At 52.9% G+C, this 24,574-nt stretch carries 25 protein-coding genes and 1 pseudogene; 11 read left to right on the plus strand and 15 right to left on the minus strand.

The genetic code is table 11. From position 1 onward, the window contains the following. Nucleotides 1-294: 294 nt before the first annotated feature. Nucleotides 295-2,502, plus strand: coding sequence for a DUF4401 domain-containing protein (locus tag LQK91_RS15015; RefSeq protein ID WP_105099625.1), 2,208 nt, complete (start codon nucleotides 295-297; stop codon nucleotides 2,500-2,502). After that, complete coding sequence (locus tag LQK91_RS15020; RefSeq protein WP_105099624.1) at nucleotides 2,495-3,025, plus strand: GDYXXLXY domain-containing protein; 531 nt, start codon at nucleotides 2,495-2,497, stop codon at nucleotides 3,023-3,025. The genes LQK91_RS15015 and LQK91_RS15020 overlap by 8 nt, the downstream gene beginning before the upstream one ends. An 85-nt stretch (nucleotides 3,026-3,110) precedes the next feature. Here LQK91_RS15020 and LQK91_RS15025 read toward each other — a convergent pair whose 3' ends face one another. Next, a complete protein-coding gene (locus LQK91_RS15025) occupies nucleotides 3,111-3,287 on the minus strand; it encodes an SseB family protein (RefSeq protein ID WP_255694377.1) in 177 nt (58 codons plus the stop codon). A 433-nt stretch (nucleotides 3,288-3,720) separates the two neighbouring features. Between LQK91_RS15025 and LQK91_RS15030 the strand changes: the two genes are divergently transcribed. The 3 genes and pseudogenes from LQK91_RS15030 to eptA all read left to right on the plus strand — a co-directional run bounded on the left by LQK91_RS15030 (nucleotide 3,721) and on the right by eptA (nucleotide 7,970). Beyond that, the gene (locus LQK91_RS15030; RefSeq protein ID WP_008924439.1) at nucleotides 3,721-4,329 is read left to right on the plus strand and encodes a dTMP kinase; all 609 of its coding nucleotides are present in this window, start codon (nucleotides 3,721-3,723) and stop codon (nucleotides 4,327-4,329) included. Nucleotides 4,330-4,497: 168 nt separating this feature from the next. Next, nucleotides 4,498-5,810: pseudogene (locus tag LQK91_RS15035) on the plus strand (NAD(P)/FAD-dependent oxidoreductase). Nucleotides 5,811-6,320: 510 nt separating this feature from the next. Then, on the plus strand, nucleotides 6,321-7,970 hold the full coding sequence (gene eptA / locus LQK91_RS15040) for a phosphoethanolamine transferase EptA (RefSeq protein WP_105099623.1): 1,650 nt from the start codon (nucleotides 6,321-6,323) through the stop codon (nucleotides 7,968-7,970). A gap of 565 nt (nucleotides 7,971-8,535) precedes the next feature. On the opposite strand, the gene LQK91_RS15045 is transcribed toward eptA, so the two are convergent. Beyond that, on the minus strand, nucleotides 8,536-9,105 hold the full coding sequence (locus LQK91_RS15045; RefSeq protein WP_008924444.1) for a DUF4142 domain-containing protein: 570 nt from the start codon (nucleotides 9,103-9,105) through the stop codon (nucleotides 8,536-8,538). A gap of 112 nt (nucleotides 9,106-9,217) precedes the next feature. Then, nucleotides 9,218-9,376 carry a general stress protein gene (locus tag LQK91_RS15050; RefSeq protein ID WP_167518484.1) on the minus strand — a complete coding sequence of 53 codons (159 nt, stop codon included), beginning with the start codon at nucleotides 9,374-9,376 and terminating at the stop codon, nucleotides 9,218-9,220. 382 nt (nucleotides 9,377-9,758) lie between these two features. Here LQK91_RS15050 and LQK91_RS15055 point away from each other — a divergent pair, with 382 nt between their 5' ends. Continuing rightward, nucleotides 9,759-10,268, plus strand: coding sequence for an anti-virulence regulator CigR family protein (locus tag LQK91_RS15055; protein WP_039661775.1), 510 nt, complete (start codon nucleotides 9,759-9,761; stop codon nucleotides 10,266-10,268). 240 nt (nucleotides 10,269-10,508) lie between these two features. On the opposite strand, the gene LQK91_RS15060 is transcribed toward LQK91_RS15055, so the two are convergent. Next, nucleotides 10,509-11,588: an alcohol dehydrogenase catalytic domain-containing protein gene (locus LQK91_RS15060; RefSeq protein ID WP_105099622.1), complete on the minus strand. Its 1,080-nt coding sequence runs from the start codon at nucleotides 11,586-11,588 to the stop codon at nucleotides 10,509-10,511. Between the two features lie 104 nt (nucleotides 11,589-11,692). On the opposite strand from LQK91_RS15060, the gene LQK91_RS15065 reads away from it, so the two are divergent. Continuing rightward, nucleotides 11,693-12,463 (plus strand): helix-turn-helix transcriptional regulator, encoded by a 771-nt coding sequence (locus LQK91_RS15065; protein WP_008924447.1) that lies wholly within the window; start codon nucleotides 11,693-11,695, stop codon nucleotides 12,461-12,463. Nucleotides 12,464-12,466: 3 nt separating this feature from the next. On the opposite strand, the gene LQK91_RS15070 is transcribed toward LQK91_RS15065, so the two are convergent. Next, nucleotides 12,467-13,036: a TetR/AcrR family transcriptional regulator gene (locus LQK91_RS15070; RefSeq protein ID WP_008924448.1), complete on the minus strand. Its 570-nt coding sequence runs from the start codon at nucleotides 13,034-13,036 to the stop codon at nucleotides 12,467-12,469. 135 nt (nucleotides 13,037-13,171) lie between these two features. Here LQK91_RS15070 and LQK91_RS15075 point away from each other — a divergent pair, with 135 nt between their 5' ends. Continuing rightward, entirely contained in the window at nucleotides 13,172-13,879 is a 708-nt protein-coding gene (locus LQK91_RS15075; RefSeq protein ID WP_008924449.1) for a glutathione S-transferase, read from the plus strand. 112 nt (nucleotides 13,880-13,991) lie between these two features. Here LQK91_RS15075 and LQK91_RS15080 read toward each other — a convergent pair whose 3' ends face one another. From LQK91_RS15080 to LQK91_RS15120, 9 genes are all read right to left on the minus strand, one after another. Further along, nucleotides 13,992-14,795 carry an ABC transporter ATP-binding protein gene (locus tag LQK91_RS15080; RefSeq protein ID WP_105099621.1) on the minus strand — a complete coding sequence of 268 codons (804 nt, stop codon included), beginning with the start codon at nucleotides 14,793-14,795 and terminating at the stop codon, nucleotides 13,992-13,994. Further along, entirely contained in the window at nucleotides 14,792-15,478 is a 687-nt protein-coding gene (locus LQK91_RS15085; protein ID WP_105099620.1) for an ABC transporter permease, read from the minus strand. Before LQK91_RS15085 ends, LQK91_RS15080 begins: the two co-directional genes overlap by 4 nt. A 9-nt stretch (nucleotides 15,479-15,487) precedes the next feature. Continuing rightward, the gene (locus tag LQK91_RS15090) at nucleotides 15,488-16,213 is read right to left on the minus strand and encodes an ABC transporter permease (protein WP_187513384.1); all 726 of its coding nucleotides are present in this window, start codon (nucleotides 16,211-16,213) and stop codon (nucleotides 15,488-15,490) included. A 6-nt stretch (nucleotides 16,214-16,219) separates the two neighbouring features. Continuing rightward, a complete protein-coding gene (locus LQK91_RS15095; protein WP_008924453.1) occupies nucleotides 16,220-17,068 on the minus strand; it encodes a transporter substrate-binding domain-containing protein in 849 nt (282 codons plus the stop codon). A 21-nt stretch (nucleotides 17,069-17,089) separates the two neighbouring features. Further along, nucleotides 17,090-18,277 (minus strand): M20 metallopeptidase family protein, encoded by a 1,188-nt coding sequence (locus LQK91_RS15100; RefSeq protein WP_105099619.1) that lies wholly within the window; start codon nucleotides 18,275-18,277, stop codon nucleotides 17,090-17,092. 361 nt (nucleotides 18,278-18,638) lie between these two features. After that, the gene (locus LQK91_RS15105; protein WP_003855859.1) at nucleotides 18,639-18,845 is read right to left on the minus strand and encodes a hypothetical protein; all 207 of its coding nucleotides are present in this window, start codon (nucleotides 18,843-18,845) and stop codon (nucleotides 18,639-18,641) included. A 294-nt stretch (nucleotides 18,846-19,139) separates the two neighbouring features. After that, entirely contained in the window at nucleotides 19,140-19,859 is a 720-nt protein-coding gene (locus LQK91_RS15110; protein WP_105099618.1) for a DJ-1/PfpI family protein, read from the minus strand. A 103-nt stretch (nucleotides 19,860-19,962) separates the two neighbouring features. Further along, nucleotides 19,963-20,286, minus strand: a complete 324-nt coding sequence (locus tag LQK91_RS15115; protein WP_003855852.1) for an AzlD domain-containing protein — start codon at nucleotides 20,284-20,286, stop codon at nucleotides 19,963-19,965. Then, nucleotides 20,283-20,951: an AzlC family ABC transporter permease gene (locus LQK91_RS15120; RefSeq protein WP_003855851.1), complete on the minus strand. Its 669-nt coding sequence runs from the start codon at nucleotides 20,949-20,951 to the stop codon at nucleotides 20,283-20,285. Before LQK91_RS15120 ends, LQK91_RS15115 begins: the two co-directional genes overlap by 4 nt. 111 nt (nucleotides 20,952-21,062) lie before the next feature. Here LQK91_RS15120 and LQK91_RS15125 point away from each other — a divergent pair, with 111 nt between their 5' ends. Next, nucleotides 21,063-21,611: a helix-turn-helix domain-containing protein gene (locus tag LQK91_RS15125; RefSeq protein ID WP_003855850.1), complete on the plus strand. Its 549-nt coding sequence runs from the start codon at nucleotides 21,063-21,065 to the stop codon at nucleotides 21,609-21,611. Here LQK91_RS15125 and LQK91_RS15130 read toward each other — a convergent pair whose 3' ends face one another. Then, nucleotides 21,612-21,950 carry an ASCH domain-containing protein gene (locus LQK91_RS15130; RefSeq protein ID WP_003855849.1) on the minus strand — a complete coding sequence of 113 codons (339 nt, stop codon included), beginning with the start codon at nucleotides 21,948-21,950 and terminating at the stop codon, nucleotides 21,612-21,614. 121 nt (nucleotides 21,951-22,071) lie between these two features. Here LQK91_RS15130 and zigA point away from each other — a divergent pair, with 121 nt between their 5' ends. Together zigA and LQK91_RS15140 are read left to right on the plus strand one after the other, a co-directional pair. Then, entirely contained in the window at nucleotides 22,072-23,301 is a 1,230-nt protein-coding gene (gene zigA / locus LQK91_RS15135) for a zinc metallochaperone GTPase ZigA (protein WP_008924457.1), read from the plus strand. 93 nt (nucleotides 23,302-23,394) lie between these two features. After that, complete coding sequence (locus tag LQK91_RS15140) at nucleotides 23,395-24,573, plus strand: NAD(P)/FAD-dependent oxidoreductase (protein ID WP_008924458.1); 1,179 nt, start codon at nucleotides 23,395-23,397, stop codon at nucleotides 24,571-24,573. Nucleotide 24,574 lies beyond the last annotated feature (1 nt).

Raw genomic sequence — 24,574 nt, forward strand, 5'->3', positions numbered from 1 at the left:
ACCCCGATGAGAAAGCAGGATGAATCTGTCTGTTCAGACACAATGGTCCGGATTTTTACATCAGTAAACGCAGATGTTTCTGGTCTGCGATACTCATGATCATAAGCATGCGGCGGATCGCGCAGAGTTCCCCCCTCGCCTTTGATTTACACTGTTATATCCCGGAAAAGATGTTTACATTTGTTCTGCAAAATTATCTGCCGCTCAGCAGAGCTGATACATGGATTGATCGCAGGGAAAAGCAGTGGTTAACGTCATCATTAAAGTCACACCGCAAACAGAGGCAGGGAAAGTATGAGGGAGATTGCACCTGATGGCATAACCGGGATGCCGTCACGGACGGCAGCGTATCTGTGCCGTCAGATCGCTGGGCTGGTGAAAGGCGGGAGCCTGACGCCGGAGACCTGCCAGCGTATCTATACTTTCTGTGGTATCAGGCCGTCAGATAATCAGTGGCGTCAGTTTCTTATCCCGGTGCTTTGCTTTCTGGGCTTACTGTCATTGGTTGCTGGCGCGGTGTTCTTTATTGCCTGGAACTGGGTCTGGCTGCCGAAGATGGCGAAATTTGCCCTGGCCGAACTGCTGATAGTCGCGCTCTCGGTGTTGGTCTGGTGGCGATGGTATAGCACGCTGGCTCGCAGCGCACTGCTGGCGGCAGGTTTAGGGTTCGGCGCCCTGTTTGCACTCTATGGGCAGATTTACCAGACCGGAGCTGACAGCTGGGAGCTATTCAGGGCCTGGTTATGCGTTCTTTTGCCGCTGGCGCTGATTGCCCGGCAAAACAGCCTGTGGTTTTGCAGCTGGCTGGTCGCTAACCTGGGGTTTCAGCTCTATTACACCACGTTACCCACGTCACTGCTGGATCTCGCTGTCTTTGACAACGTTCCCCGGATCCCGACGGCTGTGCTTCACAGCTATCTGGCGCTGCTGGCAGCCTGCCTGCTTGTCCGGGAAGCGCTGGCCTGGCGGGCGATTACGCATCATCCTGAGAGCTGGCTGGCAAGCCGCTGGTTATCACGCGTTATGGCAGGATTTTTACTGTTGCTGCTGACCACCATCGTGGCCGGAAATCTTTCTGACTGGGAAGGGGCTAACCACGTTACATCTGTCACGATAGGCTGGATGATCACCCTGCTGGCAGGCTATTACCTGTACCGTTATCGCTACGTGGACCTTTGCATGCTGACGCTGGGTGTTGCCAGTCTGACCGTTGTGGGCTGCGCGCTGATCATGCAGCTTTTCCTGCTGGCCTATGATACGGGTGACCTGTTTCTGACCGGTGCACTGATGATTTTCTGGGTATTGGTAAATGGTTCTATCCTGCTGAACTGGCAACGCAAACTGGCTGAAAAGCGGCCAATCGATCTGGTTCCGGCCAGGCTGACCTTACTGACAAGCACCTTGCGTCAGCAGGGTTTGCTGAGCGCCTCGCAGATTGAGGAAATTAAGCAACGCGGTCACGCATCGGATCTGCCCTGGTATCTGAGGCTCGCGCTGAGTGTCGGAGGCTGGATCGCAGCCATCATCATTCTGTTACTGATGGCGCTGGTGCTCTATGCCGCTGACTTACTCGACAATCCGAATTCTGCCACCCTTATTCTGCCTTCACTGCTGCTCGCCGTCATTGCGCGAGGCCTGTTACGCAATGAGCGTGATGGTAAACATCACCTCGGGCTGGCGTGGGCCATTGCGGCAACGTGCGGGCTGATCTTCGGCGTTCTGCTGCAAATCCAGAGCAGTGACTTCAGCTTTATGATGTCTGGTTCATTGTGTGCCTTGCCGATTCTTGCCGTGATGGCCGTGTCGATGCCGGACCGCTCCTACCGTTTTATGGCCATCACGGCCATGACCTTTTTTCTGGTGCTGGCGGGCTATTCACTGGCCCGGCTGACCCTGTCGCCGACGGCGGGTCACCTTGCTGTTTCTATACTGGTGGCGGCGGTCATATTTCTGTGGCTATGGATTGTCAGCCATCAACTGAGGTTACAGGCTGGGCCATATGCTGAAGCGGTACCTCCCCTGCTGTATGGCATTCCGGCTGGTCTGATGATGCTGAGTTTCCTGGGAATAAATGCGGCGTTTATGACGGATATGTTCTGGTCCGCTGCGCAGTTTGCTACGCTTCAGTCTGCTATGGGCACAGGGATCGCGGCAGGTTTAATGCTGAGTGTGCTCAGTCAGAGAAGGAACGGCCAGCCGCTGTTTTCGATAATCACACTGCCCGCGGCCCTGATCTGCGGTGCTGCTGCTCTTTTCGCACCGGGTATCGGGCTGGGCTTGTGGCTGATTCTGATGGCGCGTTATCAGGGAAGTCCGGGATTGCTGGTGGTCAGTAGCGGTTTCATGGTGCTGTATGTCATTGGCTGGTATTACTTCCTGGAAGTTACGCTGTTGCAGAAATCCCTGCTGCTGCTGGCGGGCGGTCTGGTTTTACTGGGCCTGGCATGGGGAGTCAAAAAAGTGTTGCCTGCACAGATTGGAGGTGCCAGTGAGAATGCGTAAACAGAGCCGTTGGCTGGCAGCCGCGGTAATAGTGCTGGCGCTGATAGCCGTCAATGTCAGCATCTGGCAAAAAGAGCTGTTGCTGAAACAGGGCGCGGTCATGATTTTACCTCTTGCCCCGGTTGACCCACGATCCCTGATGCAGGGCGACTACATGGCACTGAATTATGCCCTTACCCGCCCTCTGGAGTTGACGTTGTATCAACAGGCTGAGGCCTGCGGTGCGACACTGTCAGCGCCATGTCTGCCCACCAGCGGAACCCTGATTGTTGATCTCGATGCGCAGCGTCATGCGACTCAGGCCCGGTTTGATCAGGGTGAATCTCTGCAACCCAATCAGCTGCGGGTGAAATACCATCAACATTATGGTTCGCTGACCGTCGGCACTAACGCTTATTTCTTTCAGGAAGGCCATGGCGAGCGTTTTGCGCAAGCTCGTTTCGGAGCCTTCCGGGTGGGGAGCGATGGCACGGCACTCCTGACGGATCTGCTTGATGAGCAGGGTAAGGTGATTCAGCCTTAAGGGTAAGGGATGCTTGCGGGTCTGACTGAATTTTAGCTCTGTTCCGCGCGCGGTATTTAAAATCCTGTACGTCGCTGGCAATTCATTAACCAGAAGTCCAGACCCCCGGCTCTCTTCGCTGCGAACTGAATACCGGAATGACTGGCGTGCCATCCGGTTTTTCCCAAAGCTGAATTGATATATTCTCACCCGCCTTCAGTTCGACCTTACCCTCACCCATTTTCCGTCCGGAAGTACAAGGGAGGTAAAGCGATGACGCCAAAAGTACCCGTTAAAATTCAGGTCGTTCTGCTGGATGATCGGCCGCCAGTTTTAAAGCGGTCTCCAGTTTGGTTTCCTCTTCATAAGACATCAAAGCCACCTTTCGCAGGATTAGAATAGAAGCAATTTAACGAGGCGCTATGAGCATAATCGTGACGCGTATTGCTCACCAGACTCCAGCCTGTGCTGGAGGTTTCCTTTAACACCTCGTTACTTTAAATGAAGGCGTGGAGTTGAATAGATAAAACAGAGACAGGCACTCGCGGGATTTTTTCCGTTTTATTGACGCTTCCCTTAAACTACACCGTACTGATCTCAATCCATGCGCTCATACGGCCTCAGCGAACGACGTAAGCTCAGCTTTATCAGGTAAAAAACATGCTTTTGGCAAGTACCCGCTATATAAACTCCCCGACTCCCATGTCATTGGGATCATGAATCGTCAGCTGTTTGTGACTCTGGATGGGCCCAAGGGAACCGGTAAAACCACCCTGCTGGAGTCCATTACGCAAGTGCTAAGAGCAGATAACAGGAAGGTGATCCGGCTTAGCGAGCAAAAAAGCGATCCCTTCAGGGCGGAATCCATGGCGCTGGTCAACCGACTTGCCAGAGATCCCTCCGTCGATCTGGAACGGGAGATTTGTGAACGCTTTGCTTTAAGCCGTGCCTGGATTTCACAGAACGTACTCACTAAGCAGCCTGAGAACTGCATTATTCTGATGGATCGCTGGTATCCGTCGGATGCCGCATTTCGACGAATGGTGCCTTTCGCGGAGATAGTGCAGCTAAATATAGAGCACAACGTGCGAGCACCAGACCTGCATGTCGGGGTGGTCACGGCACCAGAGGTATCATGGGAAAGAGCCGCAGCGCGTTCGCGGGGTCTGGGAAGTACGGTGATTCACCGCCTGGAAGAACATGTCGCCTGTACCCGTGCTTTTGAGCTTGAGGTTGCCAGGCACGGCTGGTTTTTATGCCGCAATGAAGGAAGCATTGAAGAGGCCACAATGCAGGTAGTCGCTGAAATTAACAGAGTGCTTTGACGCCCTACAGGCATCTTTGCGATGCTCTCCCCCTCTTTACCTGTTGAGTAATAATCATCCACCGGAATTTTACTTGTCTGAAATCAACAATAGTCAGATTACCGCTGGCACAGTTATCCCACTTTCCCTTATAAAAATTGCTTTATTTTTCAAATAAGGCACAGGGAATTGCGCTATTCATCAATACCGTTCAATCATAATCATTCAGGCTGACCTGCGGGTGAGTCATGTTTCCCCTCGCAACCTATGCTGCGGGGGGATATCACCGCCGACTGGGTCATTGTCGGCGCGGGATTTGCCGGTGTCGCCTTTGCGCGCCGCCTGGCTGAAATTAATCCCACCCTGAAAATCATCATCGTCGACGCGTACACCACACGGGAAAGCGCATCCGCACGCAACTCCGGGTTTGTTATCGGGCTGCCTCATAATATTGGCAGCTCAACGGCCGAACTAAAAAAGGCCAACGCTTACCGTAACCTGCTTCAGGAAGGCATTCGTCAGCTGGAGCAGGTCATTTCAGAGCATGATCTTCAGTGCGACTGGGAACAGGTCGGTAAATATCACTGCCAGGCGGAGCGTGGCAATGATCGTATATTGAAGGAGTACGCCAGCCATCTCGATTTAATGGATGAGCCGTGGCAGATGTTAAGCAGTGAAGAGCTGTACCCTAAACTTGGCACGCGCTTTTACAGGAAAGGGATATTCACGCCGGGATGTGTGCTGGTTAATCCGACGCAGCTGATTGCCGGCCTGAACCATTATTTTCCTGAAAATATTCAACGTTACGATAATACACCAGTACTGGGTATTCGTTATGGCAGCGTGGCTGAAGTGCTGACGCCATTTGGCGTGATCAAAACACCAAAAGTGATGCTGGCTACCAATGCACTCTCGCCAGAGCTGCGTCCGGGACTCTCGCGTCAGGCCGCTATGGCCACGTTTGCCAGCATTACCGATCCACTGAAAGATGAACAACTCGCGACCCTTCCTCCTATGCAGAGTTGGGGGCTGACGCCCGTCAATGCCATTGCCGGAGCAACCTTCCGTTTCACAACAGATCGCCGCTTCCTGATTCGCCAGCATGTAATACCCGCGCTTAAAGGTCAGGTGAGTACCGCCAGGACTTACCTGGCAACTCAACTGCATCAGCGTTTATTTAATAAAGTCTATCCGACCCTGAGCAGTGTCAAGTTATCTCACACGTGGTCCGGTACCATCAGCGTTACGCGGAACGGGGCGCCTGAATGGGGCATGCTGAACAAACTTGTTTGCACAGCGGGTGGCTGTAACGGTGCTGACGTTTCTAAACAGACCGTAGCGGGCAGTCTGCTGGCAGATTTCATTATGAAGCAGGAAAACCCGCATATTGCGGATATGCTGTCGCTGGGAAAAGCCAGTTTTATGCCACCCTCACCGGCGCTGGATATCGGCATTGCATTTCTCTGATGAAAGAGCGTTTTTCTGGACGAAAAGAGGTGTAACTGTTCCTGGTAAAAACGGACGGGGAAACCCGTTCGCTTTCTATCCGGATTGAGCCTTTTCTGATGAAGCCGATTGCGTATGACGCAGGGCTAATATTACAGAGAATAGACTGAACGGGCGCTGACTCTTTTTATTTTATAGGTTCCTGTCAGATACCAGACGTTCAGCGTCTCTCAAATTGTTCTGTAATCCCCCAGCCACACTAATCAATTTCAGGACCTCAGTTTAATTAATGAGATACAGATCACAAAAACCCAAGATATACCGCACAAACTGTAGCAATAAGTTCATTTTAGCTTCACATTAGCTAATGTGAATATGCAAACTTTCAGGCGCCAGCCATGCTCAAATTTTCATTAAGCGAATGTTTTTCTTTGGCTATTTCAGTATTTACTGTGCTGAGCTTCATCTATATGTGGTATACGGCACATAGTTTTTATTAATTTTTACTAATCAATTTTAAAAACAATCTTTTTGGATCCACTTCTTCAAGGTTACGGAATACCTTTATGGCACGCTTCAGAATGAGTCAGCCTGTATTGCCCCGCATTACATTCATCCTGTTATTCTCACTCTATATTTCTGTTTTTCTCAATTTCGCCTTTTACCGCCAGGCTTACTCGCTTATAGAGATGAACGGGCTTAGCAAATATCTTTTTTTCCTCTCCATGCCAATCGTCGCTTTCTGCGTCATTAATATTGTGCTGACGCTTGCCTCATTTTTGTGGCTGGACAGGATAACCATTGCACTGTTTGTCATTGTCTCCGCTGCGGCTCAGTACTTTATTCAGCACTATGGCATCGTCCTTGATCGCTCGATGATCACCAATATGGTGGATACCACGCCAGCAGAAAGTATGGCGCTGCTGACACCAAAGATGATTGCGGTGATATTTTTTACCGGTATTTTTATGGCTGCTCTGGCCTTCTGGCCTGCGTTTAAAAAGTCGGTTCCGGTATGGAAAGGCGTGATTCAGCGCGCGGTGAGTCTGGTGATTTCTGTTGCACTGATAGCCATCATAGCCATGTTGTTTTATAAGGATTACGCCTCACTGTTTCGTAACAATCACGAGCTGGTGAAATCCCTGAGTCCGTCGAATTTCATTGCTGCCTCGCTCTCCTACTATAATCACCGCGAGCGGGCCAATCTTCCGCTGGTGAAAATAGGTGAAGATGCCCATCAACTTCCGGTCATGCTGGATGGCCCTAAAAAGAACCTGACGATTCTGGTGGTGGGTGAAACGTCTCGTGCCGCCAATTTTTCTCTGGGCGGTTATCAACGACCGACCAACCCCTTACTGGCGAAAGAGGACGTTGTCTATTTTCATGACTTCTCCTCCTGTGGCACCTCCACGGCGGTCTCTGTTCCCTGCATGTTTTCAAACATGCCGCGCAGACATTATGATGATGCGCTGGCCAGCCATCAGGAAGGATTGCTGGATGTGATTCAGCGTTCAGGTCTGAGTGTTCTATGGCATGAGAACGATGCGGGATGCAAAGGGGCGTGCGATCGCGTGCCTAATCAGGATATGACCGCGCTGAATCTTCCGGGAATGTGCATCAAAGGCGAGTGCTATGATGAGATTCTTTTCCATGGCCTGGAGGAGTATATCAACCAGCTTCAGGGCAGTGGCGTGATCGTGCTGCACACTATCGGCAGTCATGGCCCGACCTACAATCACCGTTATCCTCCGGAATTCGGCAAATTTAAACCCACCTGTGAAACTAATCAGATTCAGGAGTGTTCGCAGGAACAGTTGGTTAATACCTATGACAACACCATCCTGTATGCGGACTATATCGTCGATAAAGCGATTGAATTACTGAAAGCCCATCAGGAGAAGTTTACGACCAGTCTGGTTTACCTGTCTGATCACGGTGAGTCACTGGGTGAAAAAGGTGTTTATCTGCATGGCCTGCCCTATGCTATCGCGCCTGAAGTCCAGACCCGCGTGCCGCTGCTTATCTGGCTGTCGCCCGATTACCAGCAGCGTTATGCCGTGGACTACACATGTTTGAGCCATCAGGGTTCGACGCAAAAATACTCTCAGGACAATCTGTTTTCTACCATGCTGGGTATTACCGGCGTTCAGACTCGGGAGTATGTTGCGACGGACGATATACTGGCGACATGCAGGAATAAGCCTGGTGGAAAATAAAAATCATTAAGCCTCGTTTCGGGGCTTTATTCAGGCTGGATGTTAGCAGCGGAACCGGGCTAACCGGCCAGTTTATGGCGCGGTTGTTTTCGATAATATCCTGAGGAGAAGGTGTACTACCCAGCTTTGCGAAGCTGGCGTAAAGCAGTGGCAACCGGGCCTGACATTCTCCCTCGTTGGTTACCACCTGAGTACGCAGCATAACGGATGCTTTCCCGGTCACAGCAGTAACAAGGCTGCTGACGCCATGATTCCGCGATCGGCACTGAGTACACGGGTTCAAAGCCGGTATCGTTGACCGGAGACATAGCAGTTTGCACCGCGTCATAATGATCTCCGGCTACTGAGTGCTGGCAGCGGAATGGCGTGAATGACGGCTTCCACGTCAGTGTCTGAGCGCATGCCACTTCATCATCCAGAGGTCACCTGAACGAGTCATATCCACTGCACGCCACAAAAATCGCTCTTCATGCGTGCTGTCGAAATCGGGATCCACGTAGATGTGAATCCGCTTAATTGATCCCGTAACAGCGCTGGCGGATAATTCGGTAACCGGGCAGCCCCGTTACATCGACATGTGCTGGGCGGACGTCAGATGCTGTTCTACAACAGGGGTGTGTGCATCGGCCAGCGCCTTCACATCGGGATCCTTTATCTTCGTCGCGTCACTTTTCAACGTCGCCAGCACCTTCTTATGGTCCATTACACCGGCATTTTCCATATACATTTTGTCAAAATTACCACCGCTCTGCTTTTCCAGTTTGTCGGCCATGGCCTTATGTTTAGCATCTGGTGCAGTAGGTAATGCCACCTCTTTTTGCTTAGCAACCGCCTGAACTTTTTTCAAGGCACTGCCATGATCTTCAACCATCTTCTGCGCAAAGGTTTTAACTTCTGCGCTTTGTGTCGTGTTCAGCGCAATTTTGGCGGCGGCAATTTCATTGATATTGGCCTGAGCCATATCCTTCAGTGCTTTTTCGTCACCAGGACTGAGCTTGTCATTCTTAATGGTCTGCGGTGTATTCCCACCCTGCGGGGCGCTTGTCTGCGTCTCAGCCTGCACGCTGGCAGTGCTGAAGAGAGCGACAACGGCTGATACAGCCAGCCATCCTTTATAGCTTTTATTAATTTTCATTTTGAACTCCTGAATATTATGGGGAGACCGGTATCAGAAAACTCAGCTCAGCCTGATAGTGAAATAAGTCAGGTATCAGTTCGCGCGTGAACTCGCGTATTGCTAAAGCCGTTCAGATTTTTAATACAGGAAATGGTAGCTGGCAATCACGGTAGAAAGAGATGAAACTTGCAGGTGCGAAGTGTCGGCCAGAGCCGCCTTTGCTTTCCGCTTCTTCAGTCCGCTGCGGGTTTTCCAGGAAATTACCTGATCCGCCTCGATGAATCGTCATCTTTTCTACCTCGCTTAAGGTGCCATATATTGCAGAGTTATTAAGCGTCGTAGTAATTTCAGGTAATCGCAAATATATACAATGAATTGCAGCATTATAAAAATAATGAAAAGGCATTCCGCCTCGCTTAAAGCCGGATTTTTATCTATTACAAGCAAAGGCTTCAGCATGAAATTCATACAAAATATCAAAACACGGTACAGCTTTTTAGGATTTTTTTTGAGATAATTCTTAAGATTGCTATGCGCTTGTCGACCGTTTAATGCTGGGTAATAATGAACAGGTGGAATAATAATGTGATGAGGTTGAACTCATGTCACCTCCTTACATCGCTTTTTAATGTCCTGGTTCAGAATATTGAATAATATTAAGGAAAGATAACATGATCAAATCTCGCGCTTTAAAAGCCGCATTTGCGGTGGTTATATCCTGTACCGTGCTTGCTGCACCAGTTTCTGCAAATCCGGGCAACGGCAACGGTGGTGGCGGTCAGGGTAATGGTAATAGCGGAACCCAGGGTAATAACGGCAAAAGCGGAGAGCACGGAAACAAGGGGCATGGTAATGCGGGTGCGAAAGACAAACATGGAAATCGTAAGAACCCTGGACGACCCGATCACGTCGGGTCAGATATCAACTACTCTCTAGCACGTAACCTTGCCGTCAATTATGGCCTTGTCGGCTATCAGTCTTTGCCGCCAGGAATAGCAAAAAAAGTTGCTCGTGGTAAACCTTTGCCGCCGGGTATTGCCAAAAAAACGTTGCCTCCATCAATGATAAATGAACTGCCCTATTATCCTGGCTACGAGTGGCGAGCCGTAGGAGATGACCTGGTGCTTATTGCTCTAAGCACCGCTATCGTAACCGCCGTCATCAATGGTGTCTTCGACTAACCACATTTTAGTGATTCAGTGTAATTAAGCCTGAACCTGACTGAATGTCCTGTTACTGTTATTTAGCTGCCATGGGTAGTCACGATTATAACTCTGTTATTTACCGGGATTGCCTGTCGCATTCAGTTGCGCAGAAATTATAAATCACTCGACATTTAATGGGTTAGTCCATGAGGCGTCGTTATTGAGCGTAAATGAATAGCGCAGCTAAAAGTAAGCAACAGGCTTTCTCTGAAACCGTTACGGGCGAATCACCGTCAGCTTAAAGGGACCGCTATTTTCAGCGGCATGCGTGATGGCGCGATTAATATCACCCAGTGCAAATTCCGTAACCGCGTAATGGCTGAGATCCAGTAATCCTGCCCGGATCAGCCCCACGAGCGTGTACACAGCCTGAGGTTCATACATCCACTGTCCTTTAATGGTGATGAGATTGCGCATGATCCACGGATAAGGCAGCGCCAGATCATCCCCACCCAGCATGCCGACGCCCCCCATCAGCACCGCGCGACCATAGGGTCTCACCGACATAATGGCATTGCGCGCCGCGGATGCCGGAGCTGAAGGCGGGAGCAAGTCCAGCACCGCATCAATGGGACCCTCCGCAGCACTTTTCATTGCAGAAATATCTTCATCAGCGACACCGCTGAGCGTGACGGTTTCAATCCGCGAGCCAAACCGTTTCCTGAGCTCCTGCAAAACCCGCGGGTTGCGTCCGGGCGCGATGACTTTACTGACTCCCATGGCGAGGGCAGCCAGCACGGCTGAACTGCCAAAATTACCGGTGGCCCCACTAACCAGTAAGTTCTCACCGGCTTTAAGTTCCATCGCCAGTAAACCACCATAGGCCACCAGTAACGTATTGATGGCGCACCATGCAGCGGCTTCAGCAGGATCGATATCACCCATTGCCACAGCATTTTCAGTGGGCACACGAATCTGTTCAGCGAAGCTGCCATTCAGATGGTATTGCTGGATTTTTTGTCCGCCTTCCCCCCGTGCACTCCAGCCCTGTAACACGATTTCAGGCGACTGCGCGTTATCTCTTGATCGGACGGTGGGATCGCAAAAAACCCAGTCACCCGGTTTAAGCCATGCAGCATCGGGCCCTGTTTCGCGCACCCGGCCAATGGCCCCACACCCAGGAATAACCGGTGGAGGTAAAAGATATCTTCTGGCGCCACTGAATACTTCGCTGGCGTAGGAAAGAACGGGAGCGGCTACAACATCCACGATCACCTCCCCTGTTCCGAGGATCGGCGGCGGGACATCCTGAATGCTGAGTGGATTACCGAATGATTCGAGTACAGCTGCTTTCATAGTGTTACCTCTCATCTGCTGTAGAGAACACGACTATAAAAGGGCTTAACGGTGGCGAAAATAGACTAGTTTTATAGGGGTATAAATCACGACCAGGTTAACTCATGCAGCCAAAAAGTGAATTAAGTCATTTCCTGCGTTCGCGCCGCGCCAGGACCAGGCCTGACAGCAGGGATTTAAGAACCCGTGAAAGGCGTCGCACGCCGGGATTACGGCGTGAAGAGGTCGCAGCAAGAATTGGCATCAGTACAGAATGGTATACAAAAATCGAACAGGGCCGGGTAGACACGCTCTCAGACCGGATCGTCAGCGCGCTGGGCCGGGCGCTGGAGCTTGATAAGGTCGAGGTGCTGCATCTGCAGTCGCTTACTCGCCGGAAAACAGAGACTGAGAACGACGGCGTTATTCCGGAGGGCGTAATCAAACTGATTCGGAGCTTAGCCGAGCCCGCCTACGTCACTAACGCACACTGGGATGTGCTGATATGGAACAGCGCTGCTGCAGAGCTGATCACCGACTTCGGCCAGTTATCGGTCAAAGACAGGAACATCCTGATTTTCATGCTGACCACAGCTGAGGCCCGTGCCCTGTTCGGAGACACCTGGCATAAAGAAGCCCAAAGAATGCTGGGCCTGTTTCATGCTGACTACGATCGAAATGCGCATAACCCCGCATTTCCATCACTCATTAGCCGGCTTGAGCGCGAGTGTCAGGAATTCAGCGAATGGTGGAACGAGCATGTGATAGCTGCTCCTGTCTCCGGGACAAAATGCCTGACAGGCAAGGATGGCGTGAAGCGAAATTTCAGTTATTCCAGCTTCATGTCGAATGATGCGCCCTCGCTGAAGATGTCGATTTATGTGCCTGAAGGATAATGTTCATCGCGACAGCGGAATCAGGCTGGTCTCCTGATAGGTCATAATCAGGCTATCGAAAAGGTTAATATCCTGACGCGTGCGGGCAATTAATTGCGCACCGGCCACTGCGGTGTAGATCGCCAGTCCGCGCTGAGCATTTTTCCCGGTATTATCAGGTTCCTTTTCATTAAGGACCTGCGTCAGCCACTCAACGTTCGCCTCAACGAAACACTGCACCTCGCGCTTCACTTCCTCCGGCAGATCGTCATATTCCGCTGCCATAAAGCTGGAGAGACAGAGCCGGTTGGCATCTTCCAGCGACATACGGAAAATCTGCGGATAACGCTGCAGCGCCTCATCCGGTGACGCACTTTGTTCGCGGATGGTTTTTAAATTCTGCGCCGTGTCCTGACAGTATCGGTTAGCGACGGCGGCCCCCAGGTTGGCTTTGCTGGCGAAATGATAATAGATACTGGCATTCTTAATCCCCACCTCATCAGCGATGCTGCGAAAATTAATCCCGTTATAGCCATGATTCTGAGCAGCACTCTTTGCGGCTGCCAGAATAGCTTCACGTGCGTTCAGGCTCATCAGTCGTTTTTCCTTATTGAAGTTTAAACCCATTATAAAGAAAAAATTTTACCTGCCAACTGATAGACAGGTCTTGACAGGATAAAAATCTGGCGCCACTATCTATCTACCAATTGACAGGTAGGTAGCTTAATCATGACTGATATCAACAATGCATCTGCAGCTTCTTCACTCCCCTCGATGAAAATCTATGACTGGTATGATGGCCCTTATCCTGCTCGGGTAAGAATTGCCCTGGCGGAAAAAGGATTACTTTCTCAGGTGAAATTTATTCCGATCAATCTGTGGAAAGGCGAGCACAAAAAGCCTGAATTTTTAGCGATCAATTACTCAGGAACCCTGCCAGTATTAGCGCTGAAAGATGGAACGCTGATCGCAGAGTGCACCGCGATTACGCAATATCTGGACGTGCTGGATGAAAACCCTGTTCTGACGGGCGTCACGCCGGTAGAAAAAGGCGTTATCCATATGATGACCAAACGGGCTGAAATCGAATTTCTTGATGCGGTCAGCGTCTATTTCCACCATGCCACCGCAGGATTAGGGCCAGAGGTTGAGCTCTATCAGAATGCGGAATGGGGTGAGAAGATGCGTGAAAAGGCCATCCGTGGCATGCACTATTTCGATGGCGTTTTACGCTCACAGCCTTATGTCGCGGGCAATACGTTTACTATGGCCGATATCGCCGTAACAGGCGGCATGATCTTCGCGGCTCTGGTGAACCTTGCTGTGCCTGACGAATGTACTGCTCTGAAAGCGTGGTATTCAAACATCCAGCGCCGTCCCAGCTATCAGCAGTGGCAGGCACTGGTTGAAGCGGGCCGCCCTGTTTTCAATCCTTAATTTCAGGATACTGCTTTACAGGCTCATCTGAATCACCCAGCCTGGCTGAAAAAAACCCCGGAAATGCTTCCGGGGTTTTCTGGTTTTAAGACGCGCAGTCTCAGGGCCGCCGTCAGATTTCGTGGCCCTTGTCACTCTGGCCTGCATTACGCTCAAAGTGGCTGTTCACGAAGGTTCGGCAGCGTGGCGAGATGGGGTCAAGGAACACCTGCTCCGGCGAACCGGACTCTTCAATCATGCCCTGATGCAGAAACACCGCTTTGTTCGACACGTCACGCGCAAAGCCCATTTCATGCGTCACGATAATCATGGTACGTCCCTCTTCTGCCAGGCTACGTATCACTCGTAATACTTCCCCCACCAGCTCCGGATCCAGCGCAGAGGTCGGCTCATCAAACAGGATCGCTTTCGGCTGCTGCGCCAGCGCCCGGGCAATTGCCACGCGCTGCTGCTGTCCGCCGGATAGTTGCGACGGCCAGGCGTCGCGTTTTGCATAGAGTCCCACTTTATGCAGCAGCGCTTCGGCTTCTTCAACTGCCTCTTTATGACTGCGCTTTTGCACATGAACCGGCGCTTCGATGATATTTTGCATCACGGTTTTATGCGGCCACAGGTTGAAGCTCTGAAACACAAAGCCGAGCTGCATTCGCATCAGCTTGATGCGACGTCGCTGCTCGCGGCTCAGTTTCTCATCGGTGTTATCCAGCGTGACGTTAATGTCGCCCACCGCAACTTCACCCGCCTGTGGCACTTCAAGAAACGGAATACAGCGCAACAGTGTACTTTTGCCCGACCCGCTCGCACCAATCAGCGAAATCACATCGCCATCCTGCGCGGTCAGGCTGATGTCGTGCAGCACTTCATGTCCCGCATAACTCTTTCTGAGATGACTCAGCATGATGGTTGGTGCGGTCATGAGCGTGCTCCAAAATAGTAAGGTGATAAGCGTCGTTCCAGCATCGATACCCCTTTGCTGACCAGCATGGTGAGTATCAGGTAGATCACCGCCGCGCTCAGGAACACTTCAAGCGCGCGGAAAGTGGAAGAGACTATTGAGTCAGCAATACCGGTCATCTCCATCAGGCTGATGGTGCTGACCAGCGACGTCGCTTTAATCATCGAGATGATTTCATTGCTGTAAGCCGGTAGCGCCTGTCGAATCGCAATCGGTAAGGTGATGCGGGTAAAGATCTTATAGGACGACATGCCCGAGACTTTGGCAGCCTCCAGGGATTGCTGACTGACCGCGCGCAGCCCGCCACGCAGGATCTCCGAGGTGTACGCCGCATCGTTGAGGATCAGCGCCAGCAAACCACACCAGTAAGGATCGCGCAGCAGCGGCCAGAACAGGCTTTCACGCACCGCCAGTAAACTGCCGAGGCCGTAATAGACCATAAAAATCTGGATCAGCAGCGGCGTACCGCGAAATAGCCAGACGTAGAAACGACAGAAAAAACTGCCGACGCGCGTCATGCGCAGCAGATTAAGCAGCAGCGCCAGCACGCCCCCGCCCAGTAGCGAGAGCAGCGCCAGGTTGATAGTCAGCGGTAATCCTTTCAGCAACGCCACCAGCGTCTGCTGTAAAAACATCATATCCACGTGGACTCCTTACCCCTTCACGCGCTGTTGACCGCGCATCGCAAACTTTTCCACGTAGCGGAAAACCATATCGGAACAGGTGGTGATAATCAGGTAGATCACCGCACCCACGCTGTAGAAGAAAAAGGACATTTGGGTGGAGTTGGCTGCCGTGGAAACCTGATTCATGGTTTCGACCAGTCCGGTGACAGAGACCAGCGCCGACTCTTTGATAACAGATTGCCACTGGTTGCCCATGCCCGGCAGCGCAGTGCGTAACGCCTGCGGCACGATAATGCGGCGAAACATCATCAGCCGCCCCATGCCGGTTACCGTCGCGGCTTCCAGCGTACCGCCCGGAATGGCGTAGAACGCGCCGCGAAACACACCACTTTGATAGGCGCCGGAGATCAGCCCGATAGCGATCGCACCCGCGACAAAACCGTTCACATCGAACGGTCCCTGGAATCCCAGCGCGGTGCCCACGGTGGAGACCACCTGGCGTCCACCAAAGTAGAACAGATAGATCACCAGCAGTTCCGGCACGCCGCGAAACAGTGTGATGTAGCCTGCCGCAAGCCGCTGCTGCCAGCGCGATCCAGCAATCTGCATCCAGCAAAGTACGCTGCCCAGCATCGCTCCCAGCAACCAGGCGCAGAGCGATACGCTGACAGTAACGGCGGCGGCGCTAAGCAGCACGCCACCCCAGCCCTCATCCCCGAAACCCAGTATCTGCCAGTCAATATTCATCAGCATCAGTGGTTACGCTTTTGGCGCGACATCTTCGCCAAACCATTTCATCGACAGTTTGCTCAGCGTTCCGTCTTTGATCATGGAATCCAGCGCCTGATTCAGCACCTGCTGCAGCTCGCTGTTGCCTTTACGCAGACCAATGGCCGATCCCGCACCCAGCACGCCACCGGAGAAGCCGTAGCCGCTGCTACTGATCGCATCGCTGTTTTTTTTCACAAAGGCGTTAAGGTTGGTGCGCGAAGCCATGACGGCATCGACGCGGCCATTCATCAGGTCGGCGAAGGTTTCAGGACCGGCCTGATACGTGCGAATGGTGGCGACATCGCCCAGATATTTTTGCAGGAAGTCCGCCTGAATGGTGGCAACCTGTACCGCGATCGTTTTTCCTTTAAAGGTGGTTTTCAGATCGTCGATCGCTTTTTTCATGCCAGCGGCATCATCCGCCGTCACAACCGTGCCACTGCCTGGCAGCGTGGCCAGTGGGCTTTTTTTGGCGGTCACAAAACTTGAGACGCTGACGGTGTACTGATGGGTGAAATCGATCGCTTCAGCACGCTTTGGCGTCACAGTCACGGCGTCGACCACTGCATCATATTTACCGTCGATCAGGCCAGGAATCATGCCCGACCATTTCTGCGCGATGATTTCATATTTAAAGCCTGCACGCTTTGCCAGTTCCGCCACCATATCCGGTTCATAGCCCACGATTTTACCGCTCGGCGTAGTCTGGTTAAACGGAGGATAGGCCGCTTCGGTAGCAAACTTCAGTGTGCCGAAATCTTTCGCCTGGCTGAATGCGGAAGTGGCGAGCAGTGTCACGGTCAGAGAAGCCGTGAACAGACGGTTGCGCATCATCATAGAAACCTCATTTATTTATTATTAAGAGAGCAAATCAATTGCAAGGCGGGTCAGCGCCTGCGTCCCGGCGGTAATGCTTCGTTCATCAGGCTGATAATCGGAATTATGCAGATGATCGTCCCGGCCTGGCGTGGCCGAACCAATATGGATCTGGCAACCCGGAACCCGTTCGGTGAACAGTGAAAAATCTTCGGCGCCAAAGCTGGCGCTGGGCTGCGCGATGATCGCTTTATCAAACTGATGCGACAGAATCTCTTCCAGTGAATCAATCAGGCGATCGTCATTCATTAATGGCGGCACACCACGCTGGAAGTTAACCTCCACGCGCACGTTCTGTGCCAGCGCCACCCCTTCGCACATCCGCTTAAATGAGGCTTCCATGGCAGCACGCACTTCTGGCGATTTGGTGCGGATGGTGCCCTGGAACAGACAGCTGTCAGGAATGATATTGTGGGTAGTCCCACCCTGAATGTGCCCGATAGTCAGGACGGCAGAGTGTGCAGGATCGCGTTCACGAGAAATGATGGTCTGCAACTGGCTGATAAGATGCACGGTGGCGAGTATTGGATCGGTGCCCATGTGCGGACGTGCCGCGTGTGTGGATACGCCGTGTACCGTGACATCGAATTCGTCGCTGGAGGCGGTGCTGGCACCGCGTGTCAGGGCAACTTCCCCCGCCGCCAGTTCAGGCTTGTTATGCAAAGTGACAGCCCAGTCGATGCCCTCCGCTACGCCGTCCGCGATCATCGCTTCAGCACCACTTTCGGGTGTCTCTTCTGCAGGCTGGAAAATCAGCCGGACGCGCCCTTTAAGCTGCTGACGATAGCGTGGTAATAACGTTGCCACACCCAGCATCGTCGCAGTGTGAATATCGTGACCGCAGGCGTGCATTTTACCAGGATAGCGGCTGGCAAAAGGTAAACCGGTCTGTTCCTGGATCGGCAGCGCGTCCATGTCGGCGCGCAACAGCAATGTTTTGCCCGGCTCTGCACCGTCGATATCCACCACCACACCGCTGCGACCTACACCGGTGCGGGGATGAAGTCCCAGCGCCTGCAGACAGTCGGTGACCAGACTGGCTGTGCGCAGCGTATCAAAGCCTAATTCCGGATGCGCATGGATATCACGTCGAATCGCCACTAATTGCGATTCCAGTTCATTAACTCCGGCTTTAATTTCTCCGGCCAGTCGTGCCTTTTCCTGATTCATCGCAGCCCCGGCAATATGCTATCGGCAGTCTGCTGCCGACGGTTTTATTTAACTCATCCTGAAGGTGGATGATAATGACGGTTTATTTATTCACAGCACGACTCAGAAAGCAACGCGGAATAACCCACAGTTAGTGATTTAAAATCAATAAGATAGACATATTTACTGGAAAGGCGTATGAGATAGCAGCGGATCAGCAAGAATATTAATAATCCGCTGCACACTATTACTTTCCCTTATTTACAGAGGCGTTAATTCGCTTTTATTCGTTGTGTGAGTAAAAAAGTTTGCCAGTATTTCCGCTAATTTCACCGGTTGTTCGTCAGGAATAAAATGACCACAGTTAAGGATAATTTGACTGCTAACCTGGTGCGCAACGGCGCGTAACGGCGCGTAACGGTGTAGCCATATCAGGAATCGATCCCTGATCGGCGGTAATTGCCAGCAGTGGCACTGCCAGTTTACCTTTTCGCGCACGCTGGCGATTCGGCTCTGCCGACTGCGCAAAGGCCCGGTAAAAAGCCAGCCCGCAATGCGCCGGGTTGCTGAAAAACACGCAGATATTCATGACGGGCCGCCGCATCGATGCGATGTGGATTGGCTGACTTACGGTTAAAAAACCAGTCGGAATAGATCGCTTCTCTGCCGGTAATCAGTGCTTCCGGTAAATCATCCACGCAGTGAAAACCCAAATGCCAGGTTTTCCAGGCGCTTATGGTGCAGCTTATCTTTACTGAAGAAACCGGGTGATGGGACCGTGCTGATTAACTTGCAGACCGCCGCGATCCACATCCCGACGCCGGGCGATAAATTACGGGTTATCGTCCTGACATTGCTCCATTCGATGTCACTCTTACTGCTGCTATTGCGTATTCCCGGCATCCGGAAGCTGTTCAGCCTGTAGTCGCTGTGCGGCACGCATGGTTGCGGCCCGGCGCGTAGCAATAAACGCCGCCATCTTCGCCTTTGCCTGCTCGACTTCCTGTGGCGGTGCGGTCTTAGGGGAACCGCTGGTGAATGGCGGTTGTGGATCATATTCCATCTGTAGCTGAACCGCTTTCGCCACTGCGTCACCTGCAATTTCTGCCACCAGCGTCAGGGCAAAATCGATGCCTGAGGTCACACCTGCCCCGCTGATGCGATTACGGTCACGCACCACCCGCTGACTGACCGGATCCGCACCCAGCAAGGCCAGCTGATCGATGGAACTCCAGTGCGAGGTCGCGCGATATCCTTTAAGCAATCCGGCAGCTCCCAGCACCAGCGACCCGGTACAGACCGATGTAATCCACTGTGCCTGAGCGGCCTGCTTTTGAAGGAAGTTCAGCGTAACGTCATCTGACATCAGGGCGATTTGACCCGGTCCGCCGGGCACACAGATCACATCCAGTTGCGGGCATGTATCAAACGTCATGGTGGGCAATACAGACAGGCCTCGATCGGAACGCACTGGCTGTAGATCTTTCCAGACCAGATGACAACTGGTGTCGGGCGTGCGCGCAAACACCTCCCAGGGACCGGTTAGATCGAGTTGTGTGACATCAGGAAAGAGTAAAAGGCCAATCTGTAACGGACGATTCATAGGTGAACTCCGATCAGGTGATAAACACTCATCATGCCGTTATGCCCATGCAGATAGCAATCCTGGACGGGACGCAGTTAAGCAGCCACAGGACAAATCAGCATCAGGATACGCCAAGGAAACGTAACAGCGCCGTCATCACCGCCGCCCCCAGAATAATCACAATCAGCGGAGCCCGACGCCACGCCAGTAATAGCGCAAAGCCTACGCCAGCCACACGAGCCACACCGGCAAAATGGTGCCCCTCAAACAACGTGGTGGTCGCAGCTACCGCCAGCAGCAAGACAGTGGCAGCGTCAGAGAGTATCTGCTGGGTGCGCTCGCTGACAGGCAGACGGTTTCCCAGCCTGACGCCTGCGAAACGCATCAGATACGTCCCTGCGGCCAGCATAGCAATGCCGGCAATGATCATTCCCTGATGCGTCATTTGCGCGATCTCCATGTCAGCAGGCCCAGCAGTGAGAACAACACCGGCATGCCCGCCGGAACCAGTGGCGTCGCCAGCAGCGAGAGTAACGCCCCGACAGTGGCAGGGATCCGGGTTCGTCGCTGTCGCAGCGCGGGAAAAATGAGGGCAATCAGAATGGCCGGGAATACCGCATCCAGCCCAATCACCGAGACATCAGGAATAAACTGCCCTATCGCCGCGCCGGTCATCACGCTGACAGGCCAGATAAAGCCGATGCCGATGCCGCACAGCCAGTAAGCGCTACGACGCTGAGCCAGTTGAGGCTGAGAGATTCCGAATACCACGCTTTCATCGTTCATGATGTGACAGCCAAACCAACCCCGCGGGCCCGTTCCCACCAGATCTTTTACCGCAATACCGAACGGCAGATGACGCGCGTTCACCAGCAAGCCCGCAGCGGCGGCGGTAAAGGGGCTGCCGCCACCGGCCACAATGCCAATAAACAGAAACTCTGACGCCCCCGCCAGCACCAGCGTTGAGAGCGCCAGTGGCACCCAGAGCGGAAATCCGTCGGCGGAGGCCAGCGAGCCATAAGATAAACCGACGATCCCATCAGCCAGGCAGACCAGGAAAATCGCTTTAATTACCCCTTTGTCCAGCAACTGCATTTGCGGAAAACGCATCACTCTGTCTCATAATGAACGTATAATCCGATATAATGAACATCGCCACGGCGATTTACAAGATGAACGTTATGTTCGATATAAAAAACACTTTGAGTTTCGGGAGTGCATTTGAATACCCCTATCAGCATTATTGCTAACGCTTTAGTGCGTGAACGTCAGCGAGCAGGTCTGTCACTGGCTGAAGTAGCACGCCGCGCAGGGATCGCCAAATCTACGCTGTCACAACTGGAAGCGGGAAATGGTAATCCGGGCATTGAGACGCTGTGGTCGTTGTGCGTGACGCTGAATATTCCCTTTTCACGTCTGCTGGAACCTGATGCACGTCGCCTGCAGGTGATACGACGTGGAGAAGGTCTGTCGGTTACCGCCGATCTGGCCGATTATCAGGCCGTTTTGCTGGCATCCTGCCCACCCGGCGTGCGGCGTGATATTTATCTGCTGGAGGTCCAGCCGGGGAGCGAACGCATTTCACAGCCTCACATCCCCAATACCATTGAGCATATTATTATTGCCAAAGGGCGTGCGCTGGTTGGTCCGGTAGAGAGTGCTGTGGAGCTGGATGTGGGTGATTACATTACCTATCCGGGCGATGAGCTCCATATCTTCCGGGCACTGGAAGCCGATACGCTGGCACTGCTGGTCATTGAGCACAGTTAATTAGCGTTCGGCGAGCTTTACCTGAGTTTCGGCGGGCGTGAGGTGTGTGATCAGCTGCACCTCACTGCTCAGACTGATCTCTGGATAGTGTTCGCGCATCCCCGCCAGCAGCACCGCATCCGGCCATTCAGCCTCCTTCCCCAGCCGTGCGGCGATGTGATTCAGGCGCAGCGTTTCGATCCTCGTCACCCATACAATTACCGTGTCGGTTGCATCCTCCTGATTGACCAGTTTCAGTGGACCGGTGACGACATCACCTTCCTGCCAGCGTATCGTTGAGGTTTTCACGCCGCTTCTGACGTCCGGTACAAGACGCGGCACCAGAGTGAGTGTTTGCATCACTTCTCCTTCTTTTTAACTATTTTCATTATCAAACAGGGGAAGAGAAATCGCGATTGAAAAGAGGCTGATTAATGTTATGTTATAACATATATATTAATCACTACTGACAGGTAACACTATGCCACTCTCCCTCCTGACATCCGAGGATCCCCGACTGCCGGTTACCGTTCTCTCTGGCTTTCTCGGTGCCGGTAAAACCACCCTGCTCAACCATATTCTTAATAACCGCGAAGGACGGCGGATTGCGGTCATCGTCAATGATATGTCTGAAATTAATATCGACGCTGCGCTGGTGCGCGACGGCGGCGCACAGCTGTCACGTACCGATGAAAAGCTGGTTGAAATGAGTAACGGCTGCATCTGCTGCACGCTGCGAGAAGACCTGCTGCTGGAGGTGAAACGTCTGGCGCAGGCCGGTCGCTTCGATCATCTGGTAATTGAGTCTACCGGGATCTCTGAACCGCTGCCGGTTGCTGAAACCTTTACGTTTGAAGATGAAGAAGGTGAAAGTCTGTCGGCTTATGCGCGTCTGGATAGCATGGTTACCGTGGTAGATGGCTTCAATTTTCTGCGAGATTATCGTTCAGTCGATGATCTTCAGTCCCGCGGCGAGTCACTGGGCGAGGAGGATACGCGTTCTGTGGTTGATTTACTGGTAGATCAGATTGAGTTCTGTGATTTGCTGGTACTGAACAAAACGGATCTGCTCAGCCAGACGCAATTGCATGAACTGCAGGGCATGCTGCGTGCGCTCAATCCAGATGCCCTTATTGTGAACAGTGAGTTTGGCCAGGTTCCGCTCGATTGCCTGCTCAATACCCGTCGCTTTAATTTTGATCGTGCAGCACAGGCACCAGGCTGGTTGCAGACCCTGCGCGGTGAGCATCAACCGGAATCGGAGGAGTATGGCATTCGCAGTTTTGTCTATCGCGCCCGCCGTCCGTTCCATCCGCTGCGTTTCTGGGAAGTTGTTAATCACCAGCTTGACGGTGTTATCCGTTCTAAGGGCTACTTCTGGCTCGCCAGCCGGCCTGACTATGCTGCGATGTGGTCGCAGGCGGGCGCTGTGGCTCGTCAGGGTTATGCCGGGCGCTGGTGGGTAAGTGTGCCGCGGATGGACTGGCCACAGGATGCGGATAATCTCAATTTCATCGCTGAACACTGGCAGGAAGGGACTGGCGATGCGCGCCAGGAGCTGGTTTTTATCGGCATTGAAATGGATGAAAAGCGCATTCTTTCCGCGCTCGACCACGCACTGCTGACACCCTATGAGATGGCTGCGGGCCCTGAGCAGTGGATCAATCTGCCCGATCCTGTGCCTGACTGGTTTGATGAAGCCACTATCTGAAGCTGCGGTTGACGTCCTTTGTCGACTTCGCAATAGTGAAACGACCCGGCGGGAAGCAGTTTTCCACTCATCCCTGTTCAGGAGAGACCAGATATGCCACAACGTATTGCCGTAATCGGTGCAGGCGTGCTGGGTTTAGCCGTCGCGCAATCATTGTCGCGACGGGGCGCGCAGGTCACCGTCTTCGATAAAAACTATCCTGGCAGCGGAACCAGTCAAATCAGCTATGCCTGGGTTAATGCCAACGGCAAGGAACCCACCAGCTACCATGATCTGAATGCCCATGCGATAGAAGAGCACAAGCGCTGGCAGGCCAGTCATCCTGCATCACCCCAATGGCTGCTGGAAACCGGCACGCTGGAGTGGGCAGCCGATCAATCGTCCCTGTGCCAGCTGGCGCGACGCGCAGCAAAGCTCACAACGCTTGATTATCCCGTTGAAAAACGTAGCCGCGCCGCACTTCTGGATGCTCTGCCCGCGTTGCGGCTCGATCCCCGCATTCAGCACGCATGGTTTTTCCCGTCGGAGTGCCTGCTCTATCCGAGCTTGTTTATCGCCTCTCTGCTGGCGGACCTGCGCGCCAGTGGCGGACAGCTGGTCTGCAACAATGAAGTGACAACGCTGACTGAAACAAATCGGGATGTGCATCTGACACTGGCCAGTGGTGATGAATGGCGTGGCGATCAGCTGGTACTGGCGACTGGCCGCTGGGCACCGGAACTCATGAGTCAATGTGGGCTTGAACTGGCGATGACCGATGCAAATCGCGCCGATCCTGTTGCCTGTAGTTTTCTGGCGCAGACGCAGCCTCTGCCGATCCCACTTAAATGCAATTTGATAACCCCGGAACTGAATGTACGGCCGGATGGCGGCGGCCGCCTGATGCTGCAGGCGCTGGATCTGGATCAGCATGCCGATCCGGCACGGCCGGTCTCGCCGGATGGACTGATCGGTAAAGAGATGCTGCGCCGATTACGTCGGCTGTTTAGAAACGCGGAAGGTGCGAGAATTGAGCGGATTGAAACAGGACAGCGGTCGCGTCCGGCTGATGGCTTACCGGCAACAGGCTACATCAGCGCGTCAGCACGCGTTTATCTGATGGTCAGCCATAGCGGAATGACCCTTGCCCCGTTGCTGGGCAGGCTGGTGGCTGAGGAGATGCTGAGCGGCACAGCGTCACCGATGCTGAGTGCGTTTGCACCGGATCGGTTGCTGCGTCCGCTCAGTGCGGTCGCTAAAGCAGCGCCCGCTTATCTTCCATCGGCGCAGTAAG

The sequence above is a fragment of the Pantoea sp. MHSD4 genome (assembly GCF_021043305.1).
Taxonomy (GTDB): domain Bacteria; phylum Pseudomonadota; class Gammaproteobacteria; order Enterobacterales; family Enterobacteriaceae; genus Pantoea; species Pantoea eucalypti.